Raw genomic sequence first — 22,790 nt, forward strand, 5'->3', positions numbered from 1 at the left:
CCGGGGATCGGCCAAGATCACCGTGGCGGCTACCGGTAGGCTGCCCCGTTCATGGAGACCGACGCGCCGTTCGTGTTCACGGCACAGCTGACGCAGGACCAGATCCGCGCCGCCGTGCGGCGCGCCGCCCGCAAGTTCATCCGCTTCAGCTGGTGCGCGGGCGTCCTTTTTGTGCTGTACGGGGTGACGCTGTGGGCGATCGACCCGGGCTCGCCGTGGGCGGCGCTCCTGTTCGCCGCGGCCGGTGCGGTGATCGGGTTCGGCGGCCCGATGCTGCAGCTGAAGGTGGCGGTGGGCCGGGCCACCCGGACGCTGGACCAGCCGACCGAGTACCGCTTCGACACCGAGGGCGTCCGCTCGGCCAACCAGCTGGCCGACTCGCTCGTCCGCTGGCCGCTGATCGGCCGCGCCGAACAGCTCGACGACCTGCTGCTGCTCTGGCTGGGCAAAGGCCAGGTCATCCCGGTGCCGGTGGGCCGGCTGCCGGCCGGCACCCGCGCGGCGCTGATCGCATTCGTCGAGGAGCGGCGCGCCGCGAGGCCGGCCGACGCGGCTGCCGTGCGCCCGCCGACGCCGTAACGGCAGTCAGCGGGCGCCGGGTTCAGGCAGCCGCACTAAGACGGCTGGGTCAGGCGGCCCGCGGTCGGACCGCCGGGGTCAGGCGGCCGGGGTCAGGCAGCCGGGGTCAGGCAGCCGGGGTCAGGCAGCCGGGGTCAGGCAGCCGGGGTCAGGCGGATGGCGGTCCAGGACACCGGCGGCAGGGCGGCCTTGAGCACGCCGTCGGACACCTCGGCCCGCTCGGCCGGGTGCGGCACGACGCGGTCCGGGTGCTCCTCCGTGTTCGTGGCGGTCAGGTCGTCGTCGGCTAGCGTCCACGCCTCGGCCACCCGCAGGTCGCCGGCGAAGCCGGCCAGCGACACCGCCAGGTCGGCGGCGCCGGACTGGTGCCGGTTGACGACGAAGACCGTGACGTCGCCCGACTCGGCGTCGTGGGTGGCCACCGCGTCCAGCACCGGTACGGCGCCGAAACGCTTCGTCTCGTACGTGGGGGCCTGCAGCTCGACCCGCAGCACCTCGCCCCGGGCCAGCCGGGACGTGATCGCGAACGGGTGGAAGATGGTCTGCCGCCAGGCCGGGCCGCCCGCCTCGGAACGGATCGGGGCGATGACGTTGACCAGCTGGGCCTGGCAGGCCACCGGCACCCGGTCGCTGTGCCGGAGCAGCGAGATCAGCAGGTTGCCGACCACCACCGCGTCGGCCACGTTGTAGCAGTCCTCGATGACCCGCGGCGCGACCGGCCACTCCCAGTCGGGCGGCGCGGACTCGACGCCCTCCTGGAACTCGCGCAGGTACCAGACGTTCCACTCGTCGAACGAGATCTTCAGCTTCTTGGTGCTCTTCAGCTTGGCGCCGACGCTGTCCGCGGTGGCCACCACGCTGTTCACGAAGTGGTCCATGTCGATCGCCGAGGCCAGGAAGCTGGCGATGTCGCCGTCGATCGGCTGGTAGTACGCGTGCGCCGAGATGTAGTCGACCTGGTCGTAGGCCAGTTCGAGAACCTCCGCCTCCCAGGCCGCGAACGTCGGCATCTGCGAGCTGGAGCTGCCGCAGGCGACCAGTTCCAGGCCGGGTTCGGCGGACCGCAGCGCGCGGGCCGTCTCGGCGGCGAGCCGCCCGTACTCGTGCGCGGTCTTGTGCCCGGTCTGCCAGGGGCCGTCCATCTCGTTGCCGAGGCAGAACATCTTGATCCCGTACGGCTTCGGCGTCCCGTTGCTGCGCCGCAGTTCGGCCAGCCGGGTCCGGTCCGGGTGGTTCACGTACTCGTGCACGTCGAGCGCCTCCTGGACGCCGCGGGTGCCCAGGTTCAGCGCGTACATGACCTCGACCCCGGCCTTGCCCGCCCACCGCATGAACTCGTCGATGCCCACCTCGTTGGTCTCGAGGCTGCGCCAGGCCAGGTCGCGGCGGACCGGACGGTCCGCGACCGGGCCGATCCCGTCCTCCCAGCGGTACCCGGAGACGAAGTTGCCGCCCGGGTAGCGCACCAGCGAGACACCGAGCTCGCGGGTGAGCGCCAGCACGTCCTGGCGGAACCCGTCGCTGTCCGCGGTGGGGTGCCCCGGCTCGTAGATGCCGGTGTAGACGCAGCGGCCCATGTGCTCGACGAACGAGCCGAAGGTGCGGCGGGACACCGGTGCGATGGTGAAGTCGGGGTCGAGGCTGAAGGAAGCGGAAAACACGGGTCTCCCAGGGTTGGTCACTTGAGGCTGCCCACGGACAGGCCGCCCTGCCAGTAGCGCTGGAGGGTGAGGAACGCGACGATGAGCGGCACGATCGACACCAGCGAGCCGATGATGATCAGGCTCCACAGCGACTGGCCGCCGGAGTTGTTGGAGCTGGCCAGCTGGGACCACAGCCCGATGCCCACGGTGAGCGGGTAGAGCTTGGTGCTGGACAGCATCATCAGCGGCAGGAAGAAGTTGTTCCAGGTCGCGACGATGGACAGCAGGGCCACGGTCACCACGCCCGGCCGCATCATCGGCAGCGCCACCTGCCAGAAGGTGCGCAACTCACCGGCACCGTCGATCCGGGCCGCGTCGATCAGCTCGTCCGGCACCGACGCTCCGGCGTACACCCGCATCAAATAGACGGCGAACGGGCTCAGCAGCGACGGCAGGATCACGGCCCAGACGGTGTCGATCAGGCCGATGTTCGACATCATCACGAAGGTGGGGATGACCAGCGCGGTCAGCGGCACCATGACCGAGCCGAGCACCAGCGCGAAGACGAAGTTGCGGCCGCGGAACTGGTATTTCGCGAAGCCGTAGCCGGCCAGCACCGACACCACCGTGCAGCCGAGCCCGCCGGCGAACGCGTACAGCGCCGAATTACCCAGCCAGCGCAGGTATTCGCCGTTGTTATAGGAGAACAGGTCGCGCAGGTTGTCGGCGAAGTGGAAGCCGTTGAACCACAGCGAGCCGGTGCCGGCGAACAGGCCTTCGGCGTTCTTGGTGCTGGCCACCACGAGCCACCAGACCGGCACCAGGAAGTAGCAGATCATCGCGAGGAGCAGGAGCTTCGCCCCGACATGCCGGGGTACGCGCCGGGTCGGGTTCACGTGAACAGGCTCCCTTTCTTGCGGGTGAAGAACATGAAGATCGCGACGGCGATGAACACCACGAAGCCGAGCGAGAAGGAGAGCGCCGACGCGTAGTTGAACTGCGCGTAGTTGAAGGCCGTCTCGAACGCGTAGATGTTCGGCGTGAAGTCCGGCCGGATGTTGCCGTTCGCGATCGGGCGCAGGATCTGCGGCTCGTTGAAGAACTGCAGCGTGCCGATCAGCGAGAAGACCAGGATCAGCACCAGCGCCGAGGACACCATCGGCACCTTGATCCGGGTGGCGATCTGGCGGGAGCTGGCGCCGTCGATCCGGGCCGCCTCGTAGATCGAGGAGTCGATGCTCTTCAGCGCCGCGTAAATGATGATCATGTAGTAGCCGGACCACTGCCAGGTGACCACGTTGAGCAGCCCGTAGAACACGTTGCCCCGGCTGAGCAGGAACGGCGCCTGCGCGTTGAACAGCGAGGCGATCTGCTCCATCGGGCCGAAGCTGGGGCTGTAGAGGAAGCCCCACATCAGCGCACCGATGACCGCGGGGATCGCGTACGGCAAAAAGATCATGAGGCGGGAGAAGCGGGCCAGCCGGCCGGTCACCTCGTCGAGCACGAGCGCCGCGATCAGCGCCACGATGATCTGCAGCGGGATCACCACGAGGCTGAACCGCAGCACCAGCCACAGTCCCTTGAGGAACGACGGGTCGGTGAACGCCCGGGTGTAGTTGTCGATGCCGGCGAACGTGGTGCCGGTCGCCAGGCCCTTGGTGTAGAGGCTCAGGTAGCCCGCGTACACCAGCGGACCGATCAGGAAGGCGGCGAACACCACCAGGAACGGGAAGATGAACAGCCAGCCGACCGCCCCGCGCCGCGACGATCCGCGACGGGCCTTCGCCTCGCCGGGTGGATCTGCCGTCTCGGCGCCGGCCCGCAGCGCGGTCGGCGAAGTCTCGGTGCTGGCCATGACGGTCACGTCTCCCTCGACGTGCGGTCCGGGCGGCCGCTGTGCACAGCGGCCGCCCGGAGGTGGATCACTTGACGGTGAAGCCCTGGGTCTTCGCGTACTCGACGATCTTGTTGTGCAGGTCGGTGGCCGCCTGGTCGCCGGTGGTCTCGCCGGCGTTCAGCTTGACGATCTGCTCCTGCAGCTGGGCGTAGTAGTACACGGTGAACGGGCTGTAGACCGCACCCTTGTACGCCTTCGCCGCCGGGGCGTAGATGTCCTTGTTCGCGGTCTGGCCGCTGAAGAAGTCGACCTTGGCGTTGAGGAACTCGTCCGAGGTCAGCACGCCCTGGTTCAGCGGGAAGATGGTCTGGGTCTTCCAGCCGTCCTCGAGCGAGGCCGGGTCGGCGTACAGCTCCATGGCGACCTTGGCGGCCGCGGCCTTGTCGGCGGACTGGCTGGTCACCGCAAAGGTGGAACCGCCCCAGTTGACCGAGACCGGGTTGTTGACGTCCCACTGCGGCAGCGGGGCGACGGCGAACTTGCCCTTCGAGTCACCCGCGCCGACGCCGGCACCGGTCAGGTAGCCGGGCGCCCAGGCGGCCGAGATGTAGGTGGCGTACTTGCCGCCGACCATGCCCGAGACGTAGTCGGTGGTGAACTGGTCCTCCTTGCCGACCAGCCCCTTCTTGGACAGGTCGGCCCAGTAGTTGAGCACGTCCTTGGTGGCCTGGTCGTCCAGTTTGACGGTGATGTTCTGCTTGTCCGACAGCACGTACTGGAACGGCTGGGCGCCCTTCTGCTGCATCAGCGCCGTGGTCACCGCCGGCACGTTGCTGGCGAAGTCGCCGAACACCGGGCCGCCCGCGGCCTTCACCTTGGCGGCTGCCTCGGCGTACTCGGCCCAGGTCTTCGGCGGCGTGGTGATGCCGTACTTCTCGAAGACGTCGGTGCGGTAGATCATCGCCATCGGGCCGCCGTCGATCGGGATCGCGTAGACCGCGTCACCCTGGGTGACGTCCTTCCAGGAACCCTCGGCGAAGTTCTTCTTCACGTCGTTGGCGCCGAACGGGGCGAGGTCGACCAGCGCGTCCTGGATCTCGAAGCCGACCAGCTGATCGGTCTCGAGCATGACCACGTCCGGCGCGCCCTTCTTGGCCGAGATCGCGGTCTGGAACTTGGCGTACTGGGGCTGGCCCTGGCCGGCGTTGGTCCAGCAGACCTGGATGTCGGTGTGCGTGTTGTTGAAGTTGTCGACGACCTTGGCCATGTTCGGGTACCAGGCCCAGACGAGGACCTTCTTGGCGTTCGCGTTGACGATCTTGTTGGTGCAGTTGGTGGGCGCGGCCGCGGTGCCGCCGCTGCCCTTGTCGTCGTCGCCGCCGCACGCGGCCAGTCCGAGCGCGAGGGTCAGCACGGATACCACAACGGGAAGTCTTCGCATGTTTTCCTTGGCCTCCTGAGTCAGCTCGCGCCTGGGGATAGCGCTTACCCGCTCACGCGAGGCACGGCGTCCCCTGGCCAGGGGGTGACTACCGGGCGTGATGTCCAGCTCGGGCGGCGGGTGCGCGGCGGCGCGCTATTGGGTGGATGCCGAGGGGAGGGGGAGCTCACCACTCGCCGATGATCTGTGATGTAAGTTGCGTTTGCAGCGCTGCAAAGGACTATGCCGCGACCCATCGGCTCTGGCAAGGGGCAATGTCGCGGAAATACGATCGTTACCTCGGGCGATCTCCGCCCTCTCCGATCGGGAGGCAATCCATGCGGGAAACTACGTTGCGTGACGTGGCCGAGCTGGCCGGCGTCTCGCCCCGCACGGTGTCGAACGTGGTCAACGGATACGCCCGGGTCACCGACGGCACCCGGGAAAAGGTGGAGCGGGCGATCGCCGAACTCGGGTACCGGCCGAACGTGCTGGCGCGCAACCTGGCAACCGGCAAATCGGGGCAGATCGTCGTCGTGGTGCCCTATCTCGACACGCCCTACTTCGCTGAACTGCTCCAGGCGATCATCCCGGCCGCCCGCAAGGTCGGCTACAACGTCCTGATCGACCAGACCGACGGTGACCGCGAGCACGAGGGCGAACTCATCGGGCGCGGCTCCCGCCGCTTCCTCTTCGACGGCATGATCATCAGCCCGCTGGGTCTGTCCCAGGAGGATCTGACCGTACGCGACCCCGACCTGCCCCTGGTGGTGCTGGGTGAGCGCACCTCGGACGGCACCTTCGACCACGTCGGCATCGACGACGTGGCGGCGTCCACCGAGGCCGTGACCCACCTGATCCAAATCGGCCGCCGGCGGATAGCGGCGATCGGCGACCAGCCCTATCCCACCGGCGAGGCCGCCCAGCTGCGCACCCGCGGCTACCGGGCCGCGCACGCCAACGCCGGCCTGCCCGTCGACGAGTCCCTGATCATCGGCACCGCCCGCTTCAACCGGATCGACGGCGCCACCGCGATGGCCGCCCTGCTGGACCGCGCCGACCCGCCGGACGCCGTGTTCTGCTACAGCGACCTGGTCGCCTCCGGTGCCATCCACACGGTGATCGGTCGCGGTCTGCGGGTCCCCGAGGACATCGCGATCATCGGCTACGACGACATCGAGGACGGCCGCTACAGCCAGCCCGCGATCAGCACCATCCAGCCGGACAAGAAGGCGATCGCCCAGCTCGCGATGGACCGGCTGATCCTGCGCATCGCCAGCACCGAGCCGGTACCGGGCGTCGAGTTGCGCGCCGCACACAAACTGATCGCCCGGCAGAGCACGGTTGGCTGACTCCGCTAAATTCGTCAGACCAAGCAAGGTCGACAGAGGAGCGGACCGTGTCGTTCACCGCGCTCGAGCGCTGGATCATGCTGGTCGCCAGCGCGTGGCTGGTCACCGGACTTCAGCTGGACGCGTATGCGCATGCCACCACGCCGGAGCTGGAGACGTTCTGGACTCCGTGGCACGCGGTCCTCTACTCCGGTATCGCCGTGTCCGGTTTCACGCTGCTCTGGCTGCTCCGCAAGCGGCTGCCGGCCATCCCCACGTACCGCAGCCTGGTCGCCCTGCCGAACGCCCTGCGCATCCCGATGCTCGGCATGGCCTTCCTGCTGGTCGGCGGCGGCGTCGACACGCTGTGGCACAACATCTTCGGCATCGAGCAGGGCCTGGAGATCTTCGTGAGCCCCAGCCACGAGGCGATCATCCTGGGCATGTGCCTGTTCGCCATGGGACCGGCGCTGCTGCTGGCGACCCGGCCCGGCGACCGCCTCTCCCCCGGCGACGCGGTGCTGGCCACGCTGTCGGCCCTGCTGTCGGTGCTGCCGGTGCACATCTACTCGCTGCACGCCTCGGTGTTCGGCGCGATCTTCTTCGGCCCCGACCCGACCCCACAGCGCATCTTCTCGTTCAGCGGCCAGATCTTCCACGGCTACCTGGTCAGCACCATCCTGCTGCTGCTGCCGATTGTGCTGGCCGGCCGCCGCTGGCGGGTGCCGATCGGGATGCCCACCGTGCTGGTCGCACTGGTCTCGCTGGCCATGTACGCGATGTTCCAGTCCGACGAGGCGGCCTGGTGGCTGCCGCTGACCATCGGTGCCGCCGCGGCCGGCGTCGAACTGCTGGCCCGCCTGGTGGGCCCGTTGCTGCCGCTGTCCCGGGAGGCCGCCTGGGTCACGCTGGGTGCGGTCGCGCCCGTCCTGGTCTGGAGCACGCTGTTCCTGGTCGCCGACGCCCAGGTCGGGGTGGGCTGGAACGTGCACATCGTCTCGGGCCTGCTCACCTACACGGCGATCGCGGGAGCCGGCACGGTGCTGGTCGCGCGCAACGTCCGCCCGCCGGCCGCCGCGACGCCCGCCCCGGCCGGGCCCGCGCGGGTCGAAGTCCCCGCTCCGTGACGCTGCGCCGCCATCCCGGCCGCCGCGCGGATCGAACTCCCGGGTCCCTGCCGCTGCTCCGCCGGCTCGGCCTGCTGCTGGTGGCGGCCGGGTGTCTCGTCGCGGGCTGGCCGGCGCCGGCGCAGGCGCACGCCGGCGGGCTGGTGGCCACGGACGCCCGCGGCTCGCTCGTGTCGGTGACGCCCGCGGTGCCCGGGCTGTCGGTCACCGCACTGGAGGACGGCCACCGGCTGCGACTGGTGAACGGTACCGGTGCGCCGGTCGTCGTGCCCGGCGGTGGCGGTGCGGGCACGCCGGTGACGGTCGCCGCGGGTGACACCTTGACCTGGATGGACGCGCGCAGCACGCCGGCCGGTCGGCAGGTCGCACCGGGGCAGTCGGTGCCGTGGTCGTTCGTGCTCGACGCGGGCGGGACACCGGTGACCGTGCAGGGACTGCTCGTGGGGTCCGCGGCACCGGCGGCGCCGATCTGGTGGGCCCTGACGGTCGCGGTGGCGGCCGGGCTGGTCGTGCTGTCCCGGCGGGTGCGGCGCGGCGATCTGCTGCTGGCCGCGGCGGGGATGGCGGCGGCCGGAGCGTCGATCGCGCACGTGGTGGGATCCACGCTGGCGGTCGAGTCGATGCCGCTCGCCGGGACGTTCTTCGACGCGGCCGGGATCAATCTGCTGGCCTGGCCGCTCCTCGCCGGCGGTGCGTTCGCGGTGCTGCGAGGACGGGCGGCCGGGGTGCTGGCGGTCTGTGCCGGGGCCGCGTTGACGGCGATTTTCGTGCTGCCGGACGTGACTTCGTTCCATCGCGCGGTGCTGCCCTTCGGCGGCCCGGCCGTGGTGGAGCGGGTCCTGGTGGTGCTGGCCCTCGGCGCGGGCGCGGGGGTGGCGCTCGCGGGCGGCGCGGTGCTGCGGACGCTGGCCCAGAAAGCATCCGCATGAGGTGGGCCACGCCGGCTGTGGCGGTGGCGTTCCTTCTCGCGGGGTGCACCACCGCGGAGCCGGCCCGGGCCGTTGCCGGATGCTCGTCGGCCGCGCCCGGTGTCCTGGCCGTTGAGTCTGAGCTGCTCAGCGGGCAGGCGGTGCCGGCGCCCCGGCGGGTGGAGGTGCCGCTCGGGAGCACGGTGCAGGTCCGGGTCACCGCGGACAAAGTGGTGCCGATTCACGTGCACGGGTACGAGATCGAGTACGACGCGGCGCCGGGGACGCCGGAGTGTGTGCAGTTCACGGCGGACCGGGCCGGTGTTTTCGACGTCGAGGCGCATCCGGGGCTTCTGCTCGTGCAGCTCGAGGTGCGGTGAGCTTCGTCGCGCACGGGGTCGGGCAGTCGCAGGACCTGCCGTTGCCCCTCGATCTGGTGCTGCAGGCGGGCGCCGCCACGGTGGTCATCTCGTTCCTCGGTTCGGCCCTGCTCTGGCGCCGTCCCCGGCTGGCCGGTGGCAACGCCCGTCTCATCCGTGTTCCGGGTTGGCTGCGTTACCCCGTACTGCTGACCTCGCTTTTGCTCGTTGGTGTTGCGGTGATCGGCCCACGCGACCCGTCGAATCCCGCGGCGCACGCTCTCTACGTGTGGCTGTGGGTCGGCCTGATTCCGGTCAGCGTCCTGGCCGGCCCGGTGTGGCGCGCGGTGAACCCGTTGCGAACCCTCTTCCGCCTGCTGCGCCTGCCCTCCGCCACGCGCCGCCCGATCCCGTTCGGTGCCGAGTGGCCCGCCGCCCTGACCCTGCTCGCCTTCGTCTGGCTGGAGCTGGTGGCGCCCGGCCGCACCGACCCGCTGGTCATCGGGCTTTGCCTGATCGGGTACGCCGCAGCACAACTCACCCTGGCCACCCGCTACGGCGAACGCTGGTTCGCACAGGCCGACTGCTTCGAGGTGTACTCGTCGCTGGCCGGCCGGATGAGCCCCTGGTACTGGCGGCCTCCGCTGTCCGGCCTGGCCGCCGACCGTCCCGGCCCCGGCCGAGCCGCATTCCTGGCGGTGTGGTGGGGCTCGACCATCTTCGACAGCGCGGCCGGTTCCCCGTTCTGGGCCGGCGTCCTGCAGCGAGCCGGCCTCCCGGTCCTGCTCGACACGGCTGCCCTGGTGGCGGTCTGCGCCCTGGTCCTGCTGGCCGTCTGGCGGATGAACATCACCAACGCCCTGATCCCGATCGCGGTCGGCTACACGCTGGCCCACTACTTGACGCTGCTCCTGGTGGAGGGCCCGCGCGGGGTCCTGCTCGTGTTCGGCCAACCGGCCACCGACTGGACACCGGCCCCGAACCCGTCGGCGGTCGCGGTCCTCCAGGTGGCGCTGATCCTGCTGGGCCACGCGCTGAGCGTCCTGGCCGCCCACGACGCCGCGCTGGCCGGGTCCCCCGGGAAGCCGCCGTTGGCCGTCCTGCCCGAGGAGCTTCCGGTGGTGCTCTTCATGGTCCTCTGCACGTGGGCGGGTTTGTTCCTCCTCTTCGTCCGCTGAGTCCGTGGGCACCCGGATCCGCTAACCTCTCCGGCGTGCGGATTGCCGCGTTCAATGTGGAGAATCTGTTCAACCGGGCCCGGGCCCTCGACCAGCGCACCTGGAGTGCCGGGCGGCCGATCCTCGAGGCTTATCAACGCATTTGCACGCTTCTCGAGGAGCCGGTCTACACCGATGAGGTCCGGCACGACATCCTGCGGCTGCTCGGCCGGCTGGGGCTGCGCAACGGGGACACCGCGAAATTCGCCCGGCTGCGGCAGAACCGGGGGCGGCTGGTGCGGCGGTCCCGGGACGGGCAGGTCCGGATCATCGCGGGCGGGCGGGCCGACTGGATCGGCTGGGTCGAGCTGACCACCGACCGGGTCGACGAGCTCGCGCTGATGAACACCGCCCGGGTGCTGCAGGACGTCGACGCCGACGTGGTGGGCGTGATCGAGGCGGAGAGCCGGCTCGCGCTCAAGCGCTTCGCCGACGCCGGGCTGACCCACGACCACAAACCCCGTTACCCGTACGTCATGGTGGTCGACGGCAACGACGAGCGGGGCATCGACGTGGGCCTGCTGGCGGGCGCCGGCTATCCGCTGCTCGCCCAGGTCAGCCACGTCGACGACGCCGACCACCGGGGGCGGGTCTTCAGCCGGGACTGCGCGGAATACCACGTCGGCACCCCGTCCGGCCACCGCGTCGCGATCCTCGTCAACCACTTCAAGAGCAAGGGGTACGGCGGAAAGGTCGCCTCCGACGCGATCCGGCGGCGGCAGGCGGCCCGGGTCGCCGAAATCTACCGTGGCCTGCTCGCCGGCGGTGTCGAGCGGGTGGCCGTGGTCGGCGACCTCAACGACACCCCGGACAGCGAGCCGCTGGCACCCCTGCTCACCGGCACCGACCTGCGCGACATCTCCACCCACCCGGCCTTCGACGACAACGGCCGGCCGGGCACCTACGGCTACTGCACGGCTCGCAACAAGCTCGACTACGTGCTGCTCTCCCCCGCCCTGTTCGGCGCGGCGACCGGCGGCGGCATCTTCCGGCGCGGCGTGTGGGGCGGCCGCCGGGGCCGGTTGTGGCCGATCTACGAGACCATGACGGCCGCGGTGCACGCCGGGTCGGACCACGCCGCCATCTACGCCGACCTCGACCTCGGCTGAAGCCAGATCGGTGGTTCCCCTCCCTTGCGGACGAAACAGCGGTACCGGCCGGGACCGGACGGCGGCACCGCGACCGTGCCCCGCCAGACGTGGCCGGGTGTCCAGGTCAGCCGCACCGCCCGGGCCGGGTCGCCGCCGCCCAGTTCCGGCAGGTCGCCCACGACGTGCACGTCCTCGCCCGGCTCGGTGCGGTGCTCGACCCGGAACGCGTACGGGACCAGCGGGCCGGCGGACCGGCCGGTCAGGCGCAGGCAGTGCACCGCGCCGGCCGCGCCGCCGGCCAGGATCGCGCCGCCGTCGATCGTGGTGGCGACCGCGGTGACCTCGTTCGCCAGTTCGGCCCGGGCGAGCCGCTCGCGGGTGCGCACGTCCCAGACCGACACGGCGTTCCCGCCGCCGGCGACCAGCAGCAGGCCGTCCTCGGTGATTTTGAAGTCGGCGACCTCGGCGCCGTGGTCGAAGCGGTGCACCAGGTCCTTGCGCTCGAGCTCCCACGCGTCCACCCCGTGCCCCTTGGCCACCAGCACCCAGCCGCCGTCCGGTGCCAGCGCCGCCGCGGTGAACCGCTGTCCCTGCTGGTAGCGCAGGTAGCGGATGGACGGCCGGGCCCAGTGCTCGACGTAGGCGCCCCGCTCGACGTCCAGCTCGAACACGTCCCAGCCCATCACGACCAGCACGGTACGGCCGTCGGGCGTGGCCAGCACGTGGCTCGTCCGGTCGGGCTGTCCGGGGGTCGGCGGCAGCGTGCGGTCCGGCGCTCCGGTGACCGGGCCGGCGATCCGCAGCCGGTGGTCGGCGTACGCGGTGAGCACGCGGCCGTCCGGCAGGAACGTCACCGCGTCGCCGTAGCCGTCCGCCGGACCGGCCTCCCGGCCGTCGATCAGGTCCCACCGGGTCCGGCCGGCGATCGCGTGCCGGCCGTCCGGGGCGACCGCGAACGGGTAGATGCCGGGCGAGTCGAGCCGGTGCACCGGGTCACCGGTGGCCAGGTCCCAGACCACGATGTCGCCGCCGAAGCCCACGGTGGCCCCGAGCCGGCCGCCGTCTAGCACGGCGGCGTGCACCACCCGGCCGGAGTTGCCCGCCGGGCCGGGCGCGGCCGGCGGGGTGCCGACGTGCCACTGCCGGAAACCGCCGCGGCGGACGGTGAAGACCTCGGCCGGCCGGGCCGCGCGGACCGGCGTACCCGCCTCGGTGTCCAGACCGCCGAGCGAGTGACAGCGGCCGTCGCCGAGGCGCACCACGAAAAGGCGGTGGCCGTCGCCCAGCACCGCGTGGCCGCCGTCGGCGGTGACCACGCAGCCCCTGGCCCGGTCCGGCACCGTGACCACCCGCTCGCGTGCGCCGCTCGCGACGTCCCACACCGCGAGGTCACCGCCGGCGAAACCGGCCGCTCGCCGGCCCGCGGGGTCCAGGTCGAAGGAGCCGGCGCCCCGGGCGCCGGCCAGGTCGTGCCGGGGCCGGTCGCGGGTCAGGTCCCAGACCGTCAGCGGGTCGGCGCCGCGCCGGACGACCGCCAGCCGGCCGTCGGTGGTGACCGCCAGCGCGCCGAGGTTCTCCGCGACGCGTACCGGTTCGGCCGGTCCGGTCACCGGCCACAGGACGGCGGCCGGCCCGAACATCGCGTACCGGCCGCCGTCCGGCGTGCCGAACACGGTGAGGTCGCCCTCGGCGGGGTGCCGGCCGGCGAGGCGGCGCCGGGCCAGGTCCCAGACGAGCAGGTGCCCCTCGGCGACCAGGACGGCATAGCGACTGTCCGGCGTGACCGCCGCGGCGCGCGGCTGGTCGCCGGTGAACTCGCCGAACGTGTGGGCGACGGTCCAGGTACGCAGGTCCCACAGCCGCGGCGGGTCGGGGAACTCCTCGGTGCTGCCGTTGTCCAGCCACCGCACGTCGGTGGCGAAGGTGAGAGCCGCGGACCCGTCCGGGACGGCCACCACCCGGTACACCTCGCCGGGATGACCGTCGACGGTACGCGCCAGCCCGTGCCCGGCGGTGCTGCCGCGCACCCAGCGCGGCAACAGGTGGGTGCGGCCGGACCCGGCGAGCAGGCCCCGGGCCGCGTCGGCCAGCCGGTCCAGGCCGAACTCGCCGGCGACCAGCAGCACCTGCTGGGCCAGCAGTTCCGGGCCGTGCGCGCCGGCCAGGTCGGAGAACAGGTGGCCGTCGCGTTCCAGCACGCGTTCCACGCCGCCCGCCGCCGCGACCAGCGGATGACCGGCGGGCGCGGCCTCCGCGGCGAACCGCAGGTCGGCCACCACGGCGTCGAAGCCGGACCGCTCGGCCCGGCCGGTCAGGTAGCCGATGTCGGTCAGGGTTTCCTGGGCGGCGTCCCACTGCCCGGCCCGGACCTGCTGGTACACCAGCTCGTCGAGGGCGCGCGGCACGAGCGGCCGCGGCCCGAAGTACCCGGCCAGCGCGGCGTGCCGGCGGGCGGCGACGCCGTCCAGGAAGGCGCGGCGGGCGGCCTCGGCCAGCTGCCGGTGGTAGAAGCCGAGGAGGGTACGGCCGCCGTCCTCGTGCTCGGTCAGGTAGGGCGACAGGTCGGCGCGCAGCCGGGCCCAGACCGCGTCCGGCACCCGGTCCGCCACCGGCGCGTGCGGGAACCGCCGCCGCAGGTCGGCCAGCACGTCCTCGTCCGCCGACAGCACGTCCAGCAGTTCCTCCTCGGTCAGCCCGGACCGGGCCGCCGCCAGGTAGCCGAGTGCCCGGCCGACCAGGACCGCGCCGTGCTCGGCCTCGCGGGACAGCCGGGCGAACAGCCGGTCGATGACCGCGGGCACGGTGTCCGGCACCGGTTCGGCCGGCGCATACGAGGCCCAGCGGCGGGCCTCCTCGAACGCGAGCCGCAGGTGCAGCGGCAGACCGGTCGCCGCCGAGCCGAGGACCGCCGCGCGCTGCTCCGGCCGCAGCCGGCGCCGCGCCCCGGCCAGCCAGGTGTCGAGCAGGGCACCGCTTGCCGACGGCGGCAGCGGCTCGAGCCGCAGCCGCGGACCGTCGCCGGGCAGCCGGTCGGCCACCGTCCCGTCGGAGCAGGACACGACCGTCCGGACCGCGCTCCCGCCAGACATCCCGAGCCAGCTCAGGCCGGGGCTGTCCAACTGGTCCACGGCGTCGACGAAGATCAGCAGCCGGCCCTGCCGCGGGAGACCGGCCTCGACGCGGTAGTCGTCGAGCAGGGCGCCCATCCGCTCGGGCGGCGGCTCGTCCCGCCGGTGCGTCTGCGCCCGCACCTCGACCAGCAGGTCGCTGAGCAGCGACTGCTCGCGGGCGGCCCGGGCGGTCGCACCGGCGAAGCGGACCACCAGCTGGGCGTCCGGATGCTCGGCGGCCGCGAGCATGGCGGCCTGGGCCAGGAACGCGGACTTGCCGACCCCGGACGGCCCCACCACCAGCAGCGGACGGCCGTCGTCGCCGGCCAGGTAGCGGGCCACCGCCGCGAGTTCGCGGTCACGGGCCCGGTGGTCGCGGCGGCGCTCGGCGGCGAACTGCTCGTGCCGGGCCCGTTCCGCCGCCGGTCCGGTGGTCGTGGTCCGGCCGGCCAGCTCGGCGCCGATCGCGCCGGTCAGCGCGTCGTGGACCGCGGCGCAGAACGCGGAAAGATCGCCGGCGGAATACTCGTGCAGGCGGCCGGCGGGCAGCGTCGCGCGCAGCCCGGCGGTGAACCTGGCCAGCTCGGCAGGTGGCGTCGGGCCGGTGCGGACGAAGCAGTGGACGGTGCCCGGCGCGGCCGCCGCCACCTCCTGCTCGGTGATCGAGGTGGAGAACCGGTGCACCGGGCGGCCCGCGCGCCGGGCGCCGTCGATCAGCACGGCCCGCAGCCGCTCCTCCTCGTCGTGCCAGGCGTCGTCCGCGGCGAATGCCCCGTCCCGCGGCTGGAGCACGTACTCGGGCGGGACCGCGTTGTCGTCGCGGCGGTACCAGCGGCCGGCCAGCTCCCGGCCGGCGTCGTCCAGCCCGGCCCGGACCGCGTCCAGCTCCCCGGCCGGCAGCCGCGGCGGCAGCGGGCACCAGCCGTACCGGTCACCGATCAGCAGCAGGAAGTGCGGGTGGCAGCGTTCCACCTCGGCCAGGCAGATCGGCACGGTCGCCTGGTCGAGCCCGGCCGCCGGGCTGACCCCCCAGCGCAGGTCGACCGCCGAGAACGGGATGCCGCGCTCGGCGCAGAACCGCCGCACCCGCGGGAACACGTCCCGGTGCAGCGCGTCCCGCTCGGCGCCCAGGTCGGCGAACGTCGAGCTGACGAACAGTCGTACCCGCATCCGCGATCACTCCCGCCGCGCCGCCGATCGTCCCGATCCTAATGAGACGGCACGCCTACACTTGCCCTTCATGCTCACCATGCAGGACGCGCTGGCCCGGCTGACCGCGTACTGGACGGCTCAGGGGTGCCTGACCGTGCAGCCGATGAACACCGAGGTCGGTGCCGGGACGCTCAACCCGGCGACGTTCCTGCGGGTGCTGGGCCCGGAGCCCTGGCGGGTCGTGTATGTCGAGCCGTCGGTGCGCCCGGACGACTCCCGCTACGGCGAGAACCCGAACCGGCTGCAGACGCACACCCAGCTCCAGGTGATCCTCAAGCCCGACCCCGGCAACCCGCAGGAGCTCTACCTGGGCAGTCTCGCGGCGCTGGGCATCGATGTGGCGGCGCACGACGTCCGTTTCGTGGAGGACAACTGGGCCTCGCCGGCGCTCGGCGCGTGGGGCCTGGGCTGGGAGGTCTGGCTCGACGGCCTGGAGATCACCCAGTTCACCTACTTCCAGCAGGCCGGTGGCCTCAACCTGGACCCGGTGTCGGTAGAGATCACCTACGGCATCGAGCGCATCATCATGGCCCTCCAGGACAAACAACACTTCAAAGAGATCGCGTACGCCGAGGGCGTCAGCTACGGCGAGGTGTTCGGCCAGAGCGAGTACGAGATGTCCCGGTACTACCTGGACGACGCGGACGTGGCCGCCAACCGGCAGCTGCTGGAGATCTACGCGGCGGAGGCGCAGCGGCTGATCGATGCCGGACTTCCGGTGCCGGCGCACACGTACGTGCTCAAGTGCTCGCAGGCCTTCAACGTGCTGGACGCCCGCGGCGCGGTGTCCACCGCCGACCGGGCCGCCGAGTTCGGCCGGATGCGCCGGCTGGCCGGCGAGGTCGCCAAGCTGTGGCTGGCCCGCCGCGACGACCTGGGGCATCCGCTCGGGCTGGTGGAGCCGGCGGCCGCGGCCACCGCGCCGGCCCTGGTAACCGCGCCGGCCCAGGTCACCGCGCCGGCCCAGGCCGCGGAACGGGACGGCGCCCGCCTGCTGGTCTTCGAGATCGGCACCGAGGAGCTGCCGCCGGCCGAGTGCCGGTCCGCCCGCGACTTCGTCGAGCGCGAGATCAGAACCGGTCTGGCGGCCACCCGGCTCGGCCATGGGGAGGTGCGTGTCTTCGCCACACCCCGGCGTCTGGTCGCGGTGGTCGGCGAGGTCGCGGCCCGCGAGGACGACCATGTACGCACGGTGCGCGGGCCCAAGCTGGCCCAGGCGTACACGACGGACGGCGTACCCACCAAGGCTTTGGAGGGTTTCGTCCGCGGGCAGGGCGGCACGCTCGACGAGGTGACCGAGGCGGACTTCAACGGCGTACGGCATGCGGTTTTGACCAGGCAGGAAGCCGGCGGCGCGGCAGCCCAGGTCCTCGCTCCCCTGCTCGCGAAGGTGGTCGGCGGCCTGCGTGGCGCCAAGAACATGCGGTGGCGCGACCCGCAGCTGTCGTTCAGCCGCCCGATCCGCTGGCTGACCGCGCTGTGGGGCGACGACGTGGTGCCGGTCGCGGTGGGCACGCTGGCCGCCGGTCGCGAGACCCGGGTGCTGCGCACCGCCGCCGACCCGGTCCAGCAGATCGCGTCGGCCGAGACTTTCATGGAGACCCTGGCGCTGGCCGGCATCGTCGCCGACCCCGAGGACCGGCGCGAGCTGATCGTGACCGGCGCGCAGGACAACGTCTACCCGGACGGGCGCATCGACGTGCCCGGCGAGGACGCGCTGATCACCCAGATCACCTACCTGGTCGAGGCGCCGACGCCGCTGCTCGGCACGTTCGACGAGAGCTACCTGTCGCTGCCGGACGCGGTGCTGACCACGGTGATGCGCAAGCACCAGCGGTACCTGCCGGTGCGCGACGCCGACGGGGCGCTGCTGCCGATGTTCGTGGCGGTCGCGAACGGCCCGGTGGACGTCGAGCTGGTGCGCACCGGCAACGAGGCGGTGCTGCGGGCCCGGTACGAGGACGCCGCGTTCTTCTACCGCGCCGACCGGTCCACGCCGCTGGACGAGATGCGCGCCCGGCTGGCCCGGCTCACCTTCACCGACCGGCTGGGCTCGATGGCCGACCGGGCCGGCCGGATCGCGGCGCTGGCCACCGGGCTGGCCGACGACCTGGGCCTGGGCTCGGCGACGCTGGACCGGGCGGCGGCGCTGGTGAAGTTCGACCTGGGCTCGCAGCTGGTCACCGAGATGACCAGCCTGGCCGGGGTGATGGCCCGGGACTACGCCCTGCACGCGGGTGAGCACCGGGCGGTGGCGCAGGCGGTCTACGAGGCCGAGCTGCCACGGCAGACCGGTGACGCCCTGCCGGCGTCACTGCCCGGCGCGCTGCTGTCGCTGGCCGACCGGTTGGACCTGGTCGCCGGCCTGGCCGCCACGGTGGGCCTGCCGACCGGCAGCAGCGACCCGTTCGCGGTACGCCGGGCCGTGCTGGGCCTGCTCGCGGTGCACCGGGCCCACCCCGCCCTGGCGGCGCTCGACCTGTCGGCGGCGCTGGCGGCCGCCGCGGTCCAGCAGCCGGTCGAGGTGGGCGACGCGGTGCTGCCGGCGTGCGACGAATTCCTGGCGAAGCGGCTGGAGCAGCAGTTGGTCGAGGAGGGCTTCCCGGTCGACCGGGTGCGCGCGGTGCTGCCCCACCACGGCCGCCCGTCGGTCGCGGTGAGCCTGCTGCACCAGCTGGGCGAGGTGGCCGGCAACCCGGCCTTCGTGGCGGTGACCGAGGCGATCCAGCGGTCCCGCCGCATCGTCCCGCGCGGCACGCCGGCGTCGTACGACCCGGCGGCGCTGAAGGAGCCGGCCGAGGTGGCCCTGCACGAGGCGGTCACGGCGGTCCGCCTGTCCTCCGAACCCGACCTGCTGCTGTTCCTGGACGCGACCAGCCGCCTGGTCACCCCGATCACAACCTTCTTCGAGGACGTGTACGTCATGGCCGACGACCCGTCGGTGCGGTCAGCGCGCCTGGGCCTGCTGGCAACGGTCGGCGGCCTGGGCGCCAATCTGCTCGATTGGAGCGCCCTCCAGACGTGAAGAAGACCAAGGATGTCGAGGCGAACTTCGAGACGGTCCGCTCGATCGTCCGGAGTGCCCAGTGCGACAGCACCATCGTCACCGCGGTCGACCGGCTGACGTCGGCCGCGCTAATCCTCTCCCCGCTGGTGCTCGGACCGGCGTCCGTGCCGCTGCTGGCGCTGTTCGACATGAAGTCGGATCTGATCCGGCACGCCCACGACGCGGTCCGCGCCATCGCCGGCTATCGCGGCGACTTCCTCGCCCGCAGCCGGTCCCTGGCGGCAGCGCACGCGATGATCACCTACAGCGCCTTCTTCGAGGCCATGGACCGGGACCTCCGCCCGGTGCTGAAGAAGCTGAAACCGACGGCCAAGGACCGCCGGTTGGTCGTCGAACGGTCCGCGGAGGCGGCCCACTACCTGCGCTCCGTCGAGGACGTCGGCGGCCGTTCGATCGCCTACAACGCGATCGCGCCGGTCTCCCTCCCGCATCCCTCCGCCAGCTTCGCGACCGAGGCGGACGACCGCCACGCGCTGTACCTGCGGATGACCGATACGCTGTCGCGGGTCCTGGAGCACCTCGGCGGCGCCGAGACGGTGGTGGAGATCAGACCCAAGCTCCACCATCTGCCGCGCACCGCGGTCGAGGTCTACTTCGCCCAGTACCTCGAGCTCATGCTGGAATTCCAGGACTTCTTCGGCTGGGCCACCCTGTACGAGGCGCAGAAGACCCAGCAGATGATCGGCGACCTGACCGAGGACGCCCGCCTGGCCCAGCTGGCTGTCGCCGGTATCGACATCGGCCTGGAGTCGCTGCGGCAGGCGGTGACGCACCTGTCCAGCGCCCTGCCGGCACCGCCGCGGGCGGGTGCCCGGGCGGTCATCGAGGACCTGGCCGTCATCTACCGGCTGGGAATCTCCGAACGGATCATCACCGACACCTACGACGACCCCGGCGACGCGCCCGTCATCCGGTATCCGACCAAGGCCGAGGCGTTCGTGCCGCAGGCGTACCAGACCCTGGAGTACACCAACCAGAAGATCGACCTGGAGAACGAGGCCACCTGGTCGGAGCTGCCGGCCAAGGACGACCTGGGCGTCTTCCTGGCCCGGTACTTCGACTCGCCGTACAGCGCCTGGTCCGCCCTGCTGGTGCTCGGACACCCGGGGTCCGGGAAGTCGCTGCTGACCGAGCTGATCGCCGCCCGGCTGATGCCTCCCGCTTACAACGTGGTGCGCATCGAACTGCGGGACATCGAGCCGGACAGCGACATCCAGAGCCAGATCGAGGACCAGATCCGGGCCGACACCGGCCATGAGATCAACTGGGTGGAGTTCGCGACGGAGCTGGCCGGCGATCCACCGCTGATCATCCTGGACGGGTACGACGAGCTCCTCCAGGCGACCGGGCGGGTGTTCGCCAACTACCTGGACAAGGTGCACCGGTTCCAGCGACGCGAGGCGATGCTGCAACGCCCGGTCCGGATCATGGTGACCAGCCGCATCACACTTATCGACAAGGCTGTCATCCCGGCCAGCACGGCGGTCGTCCGGCTGCTCGAGTTCGACGAGGATCGCCGGCAGGCCTGGACCGACGTCTGGAACCGGACGAACGCGGGTTACTTCGACCGCACGCCGGTGGAGCCGTTCACCGTGCCGGCCGATGCGCGCCTCCTGGACCTGGCCCGGCAACCGCTGCTGTTGCTGATGCTGGCGATCTACGACTCACGGGACAACGAGCTGCGCCAGTCCCGGGTCGACCAGACGCTGCTGTACCACAGCCTCCTGCACCGCTTCATCGCCCGCGAGCGCGGCAAGGGCGAGGCCGGGGCGGCGTTCCGGGCCCTCGACCAGGCCGGCCAGGACCAGATGGTCGAGGACGACCTGAACCGTCTCGGCGTGGCGGCCATCGGCATGTTCAACCGCAACGCCCTGCACATCCACCGCCGTGACCTTGACGCGGACATCGCATACTTCGGCGCCGAACGCGAGGTCGTGGTCCCGGCCGGCGCCGCGCTGACCCAGGCGGACCTGCTGCTCGGCAGCTTCTTCTTCATCCACGAATCGCGGAGCCGATCGGGCGACCGGGACGACCGGAGCGGCGGGCACTCGGCGGCGTTCGAGTTCCTGCACAACACGTTCGGCGAATTCCTGACGGCCGACTTCGTGGTCCGGCAGGTCCTCCGGCAGACCACGGTGATCCGCGCGCTGCGCCAGTCCGACGCGCTGCGGCAGCAACTCGACGTGCAACTCGCCCAGGCGGACGACCGCTGGTTCGCCCCGCTCGCCTTCACCAGCCTGCACACCCGCCCGGTGATCCTGTCGATGATCCGCGAGTGGCTGCCGCACCGCGCCGAGCTGGCCGGTCTGGCGCAGGCGGATCTCGTCGGCTGCCTGCATCTGATCGTCACGCGGCAGCTGCGGGACACCCTGACCGGCACGCCCGCGGGGTGGCTGTCCGACGGCATCGCCGAGACGAAGTTCGAGAGGTTCGCCTATCTGGGGCATCTCGCGGTCTACACGTTCAATCTCGCCACCCTGGCGGCCGTGGCCGGCGAGGACGGGTACACGTTCGACGTGCCGGTCGAGGCCGGGCGGCCGGCCGGATCGGAGCCGGCCTGGGACGGATTGCGCAACCTCTGGCGGAGCTGGTTCTCGCTGGACGGGCTGGCCGGGGCGGCGGCGCTGATCGAGGCGAAACCCGGCACGGACGGCGTGATGGTGGTTCGCGCCAAGAGGGACTTCGGCATGCCGCCCGGCAGCCTGCCGCTGGACCTGGCGCATCACCTGAACACGGCGCTCGGGGACGAGATGGGCCGGGCCCTGACCGGCCTGGCAGGCGCGGACCTGATGGGCTGGCAGCCGGCCGACCTGACAGCCCTGGGGGAACCGCTGGAGCGGCTCGGAGCGGGCCGGAACGAGTTCCTGCTGCCGCGGACGAGCCGCCTCATGCCCGGCTCCCACCTCGTGCGGGACGGTTGGGCCGCGATGATGATCCGACGTAGATCATTCGGCGCGCACCTTCCGCTCGGCGCCATGTCGGCCCATGAACTGCTGCGGGCCGAGCGCCGGTCGGACGCCGCATTCGACGTGATCTCCGACCTTCGTCCGGATCTCGACGTGCTGATCCATCTGTCGGACCACGAGGCAGGCGTGGTCATCGAGAATCACGCACTTCTGCAACCGCAATGGCTGCACGACGTGATCCGGGCCATCGCGAACGGCGACCTCAGCTACCCGAAGCATGGCGGCCCTGACCCGGACCATTTCATCGCGCCGATCTTCTACCATCTGCGCCGACTGCAGGTCACCGTCGAGGTGTCCACCATCATGACAGGGCTGTTGCGCGGCGGGATCGTCGACCGGCTCGGCTGCCGGTCGCTGGTCGAGGTCCTGTTGTTCCTGCGACATCGCGGCCTCCCACGAGACCAGTGGTCGGTGATCGACGTCCGGCTTGCCCGCAGACTGAGCCGCTGGACGGACCTGCGGCGAGTCCCGGAAGACTCGATGGTCGACCTCATCCATCTGGTCGCGGCCGAGAGGCCCGCCATGGCGACCCGCCGCCACCTCGTGATCAGCGCCTCGGGAGCGCTCGCCCGGCGGACGACGGACCACCACCAGGTTTCGTTCACGCAGTTTCTGGCGGGCTTCTCCCTGCCCGAGGTGAGGTCGGTCTCCCGCTCCTCGAACTTCGACTACCACCAGCTCTTTCACCGGCGGTCGCGACTCCTCGCCTGGATTCGCTCAGCCGTAATCCGGGGCGATGCTCGATATGCCGCGCGGGTCCTCAAAGAAGCGCTTTCCAGGGCCGGCCGGAATGCCGGCGCTCTGGACGCGTCGCTACGACAGCTTCTGGACCTGGACAACGAGGAACTGGCCGACCGGAGGTACACCGTGGGGCAACGGCAGGACATCGACTGGCTGCTGCGGAAGCTGGGCCGGAAGTAGCA

General features: G+C 71.6%; 14 protein-coding genes. 9 read left to right on the top strand and 5 right to left on the bottom strand.

The annotated features are described in order from the left end of the window. Positions 1-51: 51 nt before the first annotated feature. Positions 52-579 (top strand): hypothetical protein, encoded by a 528-nt coding sequence (locus tag Ari01nite_RS34050; protein WP_203786341.1) that lies wholly within the window; start codon positions 52-54, stop codon positions 577-579. A gap of 134 nt (positions 580-713) precedes the next feature. Here the strand turns inward: Ari01nite_RS34050 and arfA are convergent, their stop codons facing one another. The 4 genes from arfA to Ari01nite_RS34070 all read right to left on the bottom strand — a co-directional run bounded on the left by arfA (position 714) and on the right by Ari01nite_RS34070 (position 5,500). Beyond that, positions 714-2,240 carry an arabinosylfuranosidase ArfA gene (gene arfA, locus Ari01nite_RS34055; RefSeq protein WP_203786342.1) on the bottom strand — a complete coding sequence of 509 codons (1,527 nt, stop codon included), beginning with the start codon at positions 2,238-2,240 and terminating at the stop codon, positions 714-716. A gap of 17 nt (positions 2,241-2,257) precedes the next feature. Further along, entirely contained in the window at positions 2,258-3,061 is an 804-nt protein-coding gene (locus tag Ari01nite_RS34060) for a carbohydrate ABC transporter permease (protein ID WP_203786396.1), read from the bottom strand. 53 nt (positions 3,062-3,114) lie between these two features. Further along, positions 3,115-4,077, bottom strand: coding sequence for a carbohydrate ABC transporter permease (locus tag Ari01nite_RS34065; RefSeq protein WP_203786343.1), 963 nt, complete (start codon positions 4,075-4,077; stop codon positions 3,115-3,117). 67 nt (positions 4,078-4,144) lie between these two features. Next, entirely contained in the window at positions 4,145-5,500 is a 1,356-nt protein-coding gene (locus Ari01nite_RS34070) for an ABC transporter substrate-binding protein (protein WP_203786344.1), read from the bottom strand. A gap of 317 nt (positions 5,501-5,817) precedes the next feature. Between Ari01nite_RS34070 and Ari01nite_RS34075 the strand changes: the two genes are divergently transcribed. From Ari01nite_RS34075 to Ari01nite_RS34100, 6 genes are read left to right on the top strand one after another with little or no spacing between them, the layout of a single operon-like run. Then, a complete protein-coding gene (locus tag Ari01nite_RS34075; RefSeq protein ID WP_203786345.1) occupies positions 5,818-6,831 on the top strand; it encodes a LacI family DNA-binding transcriptional regulator in 1,014 nt (337 codons plus the stop codon). Positions 6,832-6,878: 47 nt separating this feature from the next. Beyond that, positions 6,879-7,937, top strand: a complete 1,059-nt coding sequence (locus tag Ari01nite_RS34080; RefSeq protein WP_203786346.1) for a hypothetical protein — start codon at positions 6,879-6,881, stop codon at positions 7,935-7,937. Continuing rightward, positions 7,934-8,866 carry a hypothetical protein gene (locus tag Ari01nite_RS34085; protein WP_239163266.1) on the top strand — a complete coding sequence of 311 codons (933 nt, stop codon included), beginning with the start codon at positions 7,934-7,936 and terminating at the stop codon, positions 8,864-8,866. The genes Ari01nite_RS34080 and Ari01nite_RS34085 overlap by 4 nt, the downstream gene beginning before the upstream one ends. After that, a complete protein-coding gene (locus Ari01nite_RS34090; protein WP_203786347.1) occupies positions 8,863-9,225 on the top strand; it encodes a cupredoxin domain-containing protein in 363 nt (120 codons plus the stop codon). The genes Ari01nite_RS34085 and Ari01nite_RS34090 overlap by 4 nt, the downstream gene beginning before the upstream one ends. After that, positions 9,222-10,382 carry a hypothetical protein gene (locus tag Ari01nite_RS34095; protein WP_203786348.1) on the top strand — a complete coding sequence of 387 codons (1,161 nt, stop codon included), beginning with the start codon at positions 9,222-9,224 and terminating at the stop codon, positions 10,380-10,382. Before Ari01nite_RS34090 ends, Ari01nite_RS34095 begins: the two co-directional genes overlap by 4 nt. Before the next feature lie 35 nt (positions 10,383-10,417). Further along, entirely contained in the window at positions 10,418-11,530 is a 1,113-nt protein-coding gene (locus tag Ari01nite_RS34100; RefSeq protein ID WP_203786349.1) for an endonuclease/exonuclease/phosphatase family protein, read from the top strand. Here Ari01nite_RS34100 and Ari01nite_RS51060 read toward each other — a convergent pair. Then, positions 11,506-15,792, bottom strand: a complete 4,287-nt coding sequence (locus tag Ari01nite_RS51060) for a carbohydrate-binding module family 20 domain-containing protein (protein ID WP_203786350.1) — start codon at positions 15,790-15,792, stop codon at positions 11,506-11,508. The two genes, Ari01nite_RS34100 and Ari01nite_RS51060, sit on opposite strands and share 25 nt — an antisense overlap. 70 nt (positions 15,793-15,862) lie before the next feature. Here Ari01nite_RS51060 and Ari01nite_RS34110 point away from each other — a divergent pair, with 70 nt between their 5' ends. Together Ari01nite_RS34110 and Ari01nite_RS34115 are read left to right on the top strand one after the other, a co-directional pair. After that, positions 15,863-18,859, top strand: coding sequence for a glycine--tRNA ligase (locus Ari01nite_RS34110; RefSeq protein WP_203786351.1), 2,997 nt, complete (start codon positions 15,863-15,865; stop codon positions 18,857-18,859). After that, on the top strand, positions 18,856-22,788 hold the full coding sequence (locus tag Ari01nite_RS34115) for an NACHT domain-containing protein (protein ID WP_203786352.1): 3,933 nt from the start codon (positions 18,856-18,858) through the stop codon (positions 22,786-22,788). Before Ari01nite_RS34110 ends, Ari01nite_RS34115 begins: the two co-directional genes overlap by 4 nt. The last annotated feature ends 2 nt before the right edge of the window (positions 22,789-22,790 follow it).

Origin of the sequence: Paractinoplanes rishiriensis, assembly GCF_016862375.1 — a bacterium.
GTDB lineage: Bacteria > Actinomycetota > Actinomycetes > Mycobacteriales > Micromonosporaceae > Actinoplanes > Actinoplanes rishiriensis.

What these genes read in the sequence shown, in the direction of transcription:
- Ari01nite_RS34065 (WP_203786343.1), bottom strand. Translation starts at nt 4,077, where the DNA reads ATGGCCAGCACCGAGACTTCGCCGACCGCGCTGCGGGCCGGCGCCGAG.
- Ari01nite_RS34090 (WP_203786347.1), top strand. Translation starts at nt 8,863, where the DNA reads ATGAGGTGGGCCACGCCGGCTGTGGCGGTGGCGTTCCTTCTCGCGGGG.
- Ari01nite_RS51060 (WP_203786350.1), bottom strand. Translation starts at nt 15,792, where the DNA reads ATGCGGGTACGACTGTTCGTCAGCTCGACGTTCGCCGACCTGGGCGCC.
- Ari01nite_RS34070 (WP_203786344.1), bottom strand. Translation starts at nt 5,500, where the DNA reads ATGCGAAGACTTCCCGTTGTGGTATCCGTGCTGACCCTCGCGCTCGGA.
- Ari01nite_RS34050 (WP_203786341.1), top strand. Translation starts at nt 52, where the DNA reads ATGGAGACCGACGCGCCGTTCGTGTTCACGGCACAGCTGACGCAGGAC.
- Ari01nite_RS34060 (WP_203786396.1), bottom strand. Translation starts at nt 3,061, where the DNA reads ATGATCTGCTACTTCCTGGTGCCGGTCTGGTGGCTCGTGGTGGCCAGC.
- Ari01nite_RS34075 (WP_203786345.1), top strand. Translation starts at nt 5,818, where the DNA reads ATGCGGGAAACTACGTTGCGTGACGTGGCCGAGCTGGCCGGCGTCTCG.
- Ari01nite_RS34110 (WP_203786351.1), top strand. Translation starts at nt 15,863, where the DNA reads ATGCTCACCATGCAGGACGCGCTGGCCCGGCTGACCGCGTACTGGACG.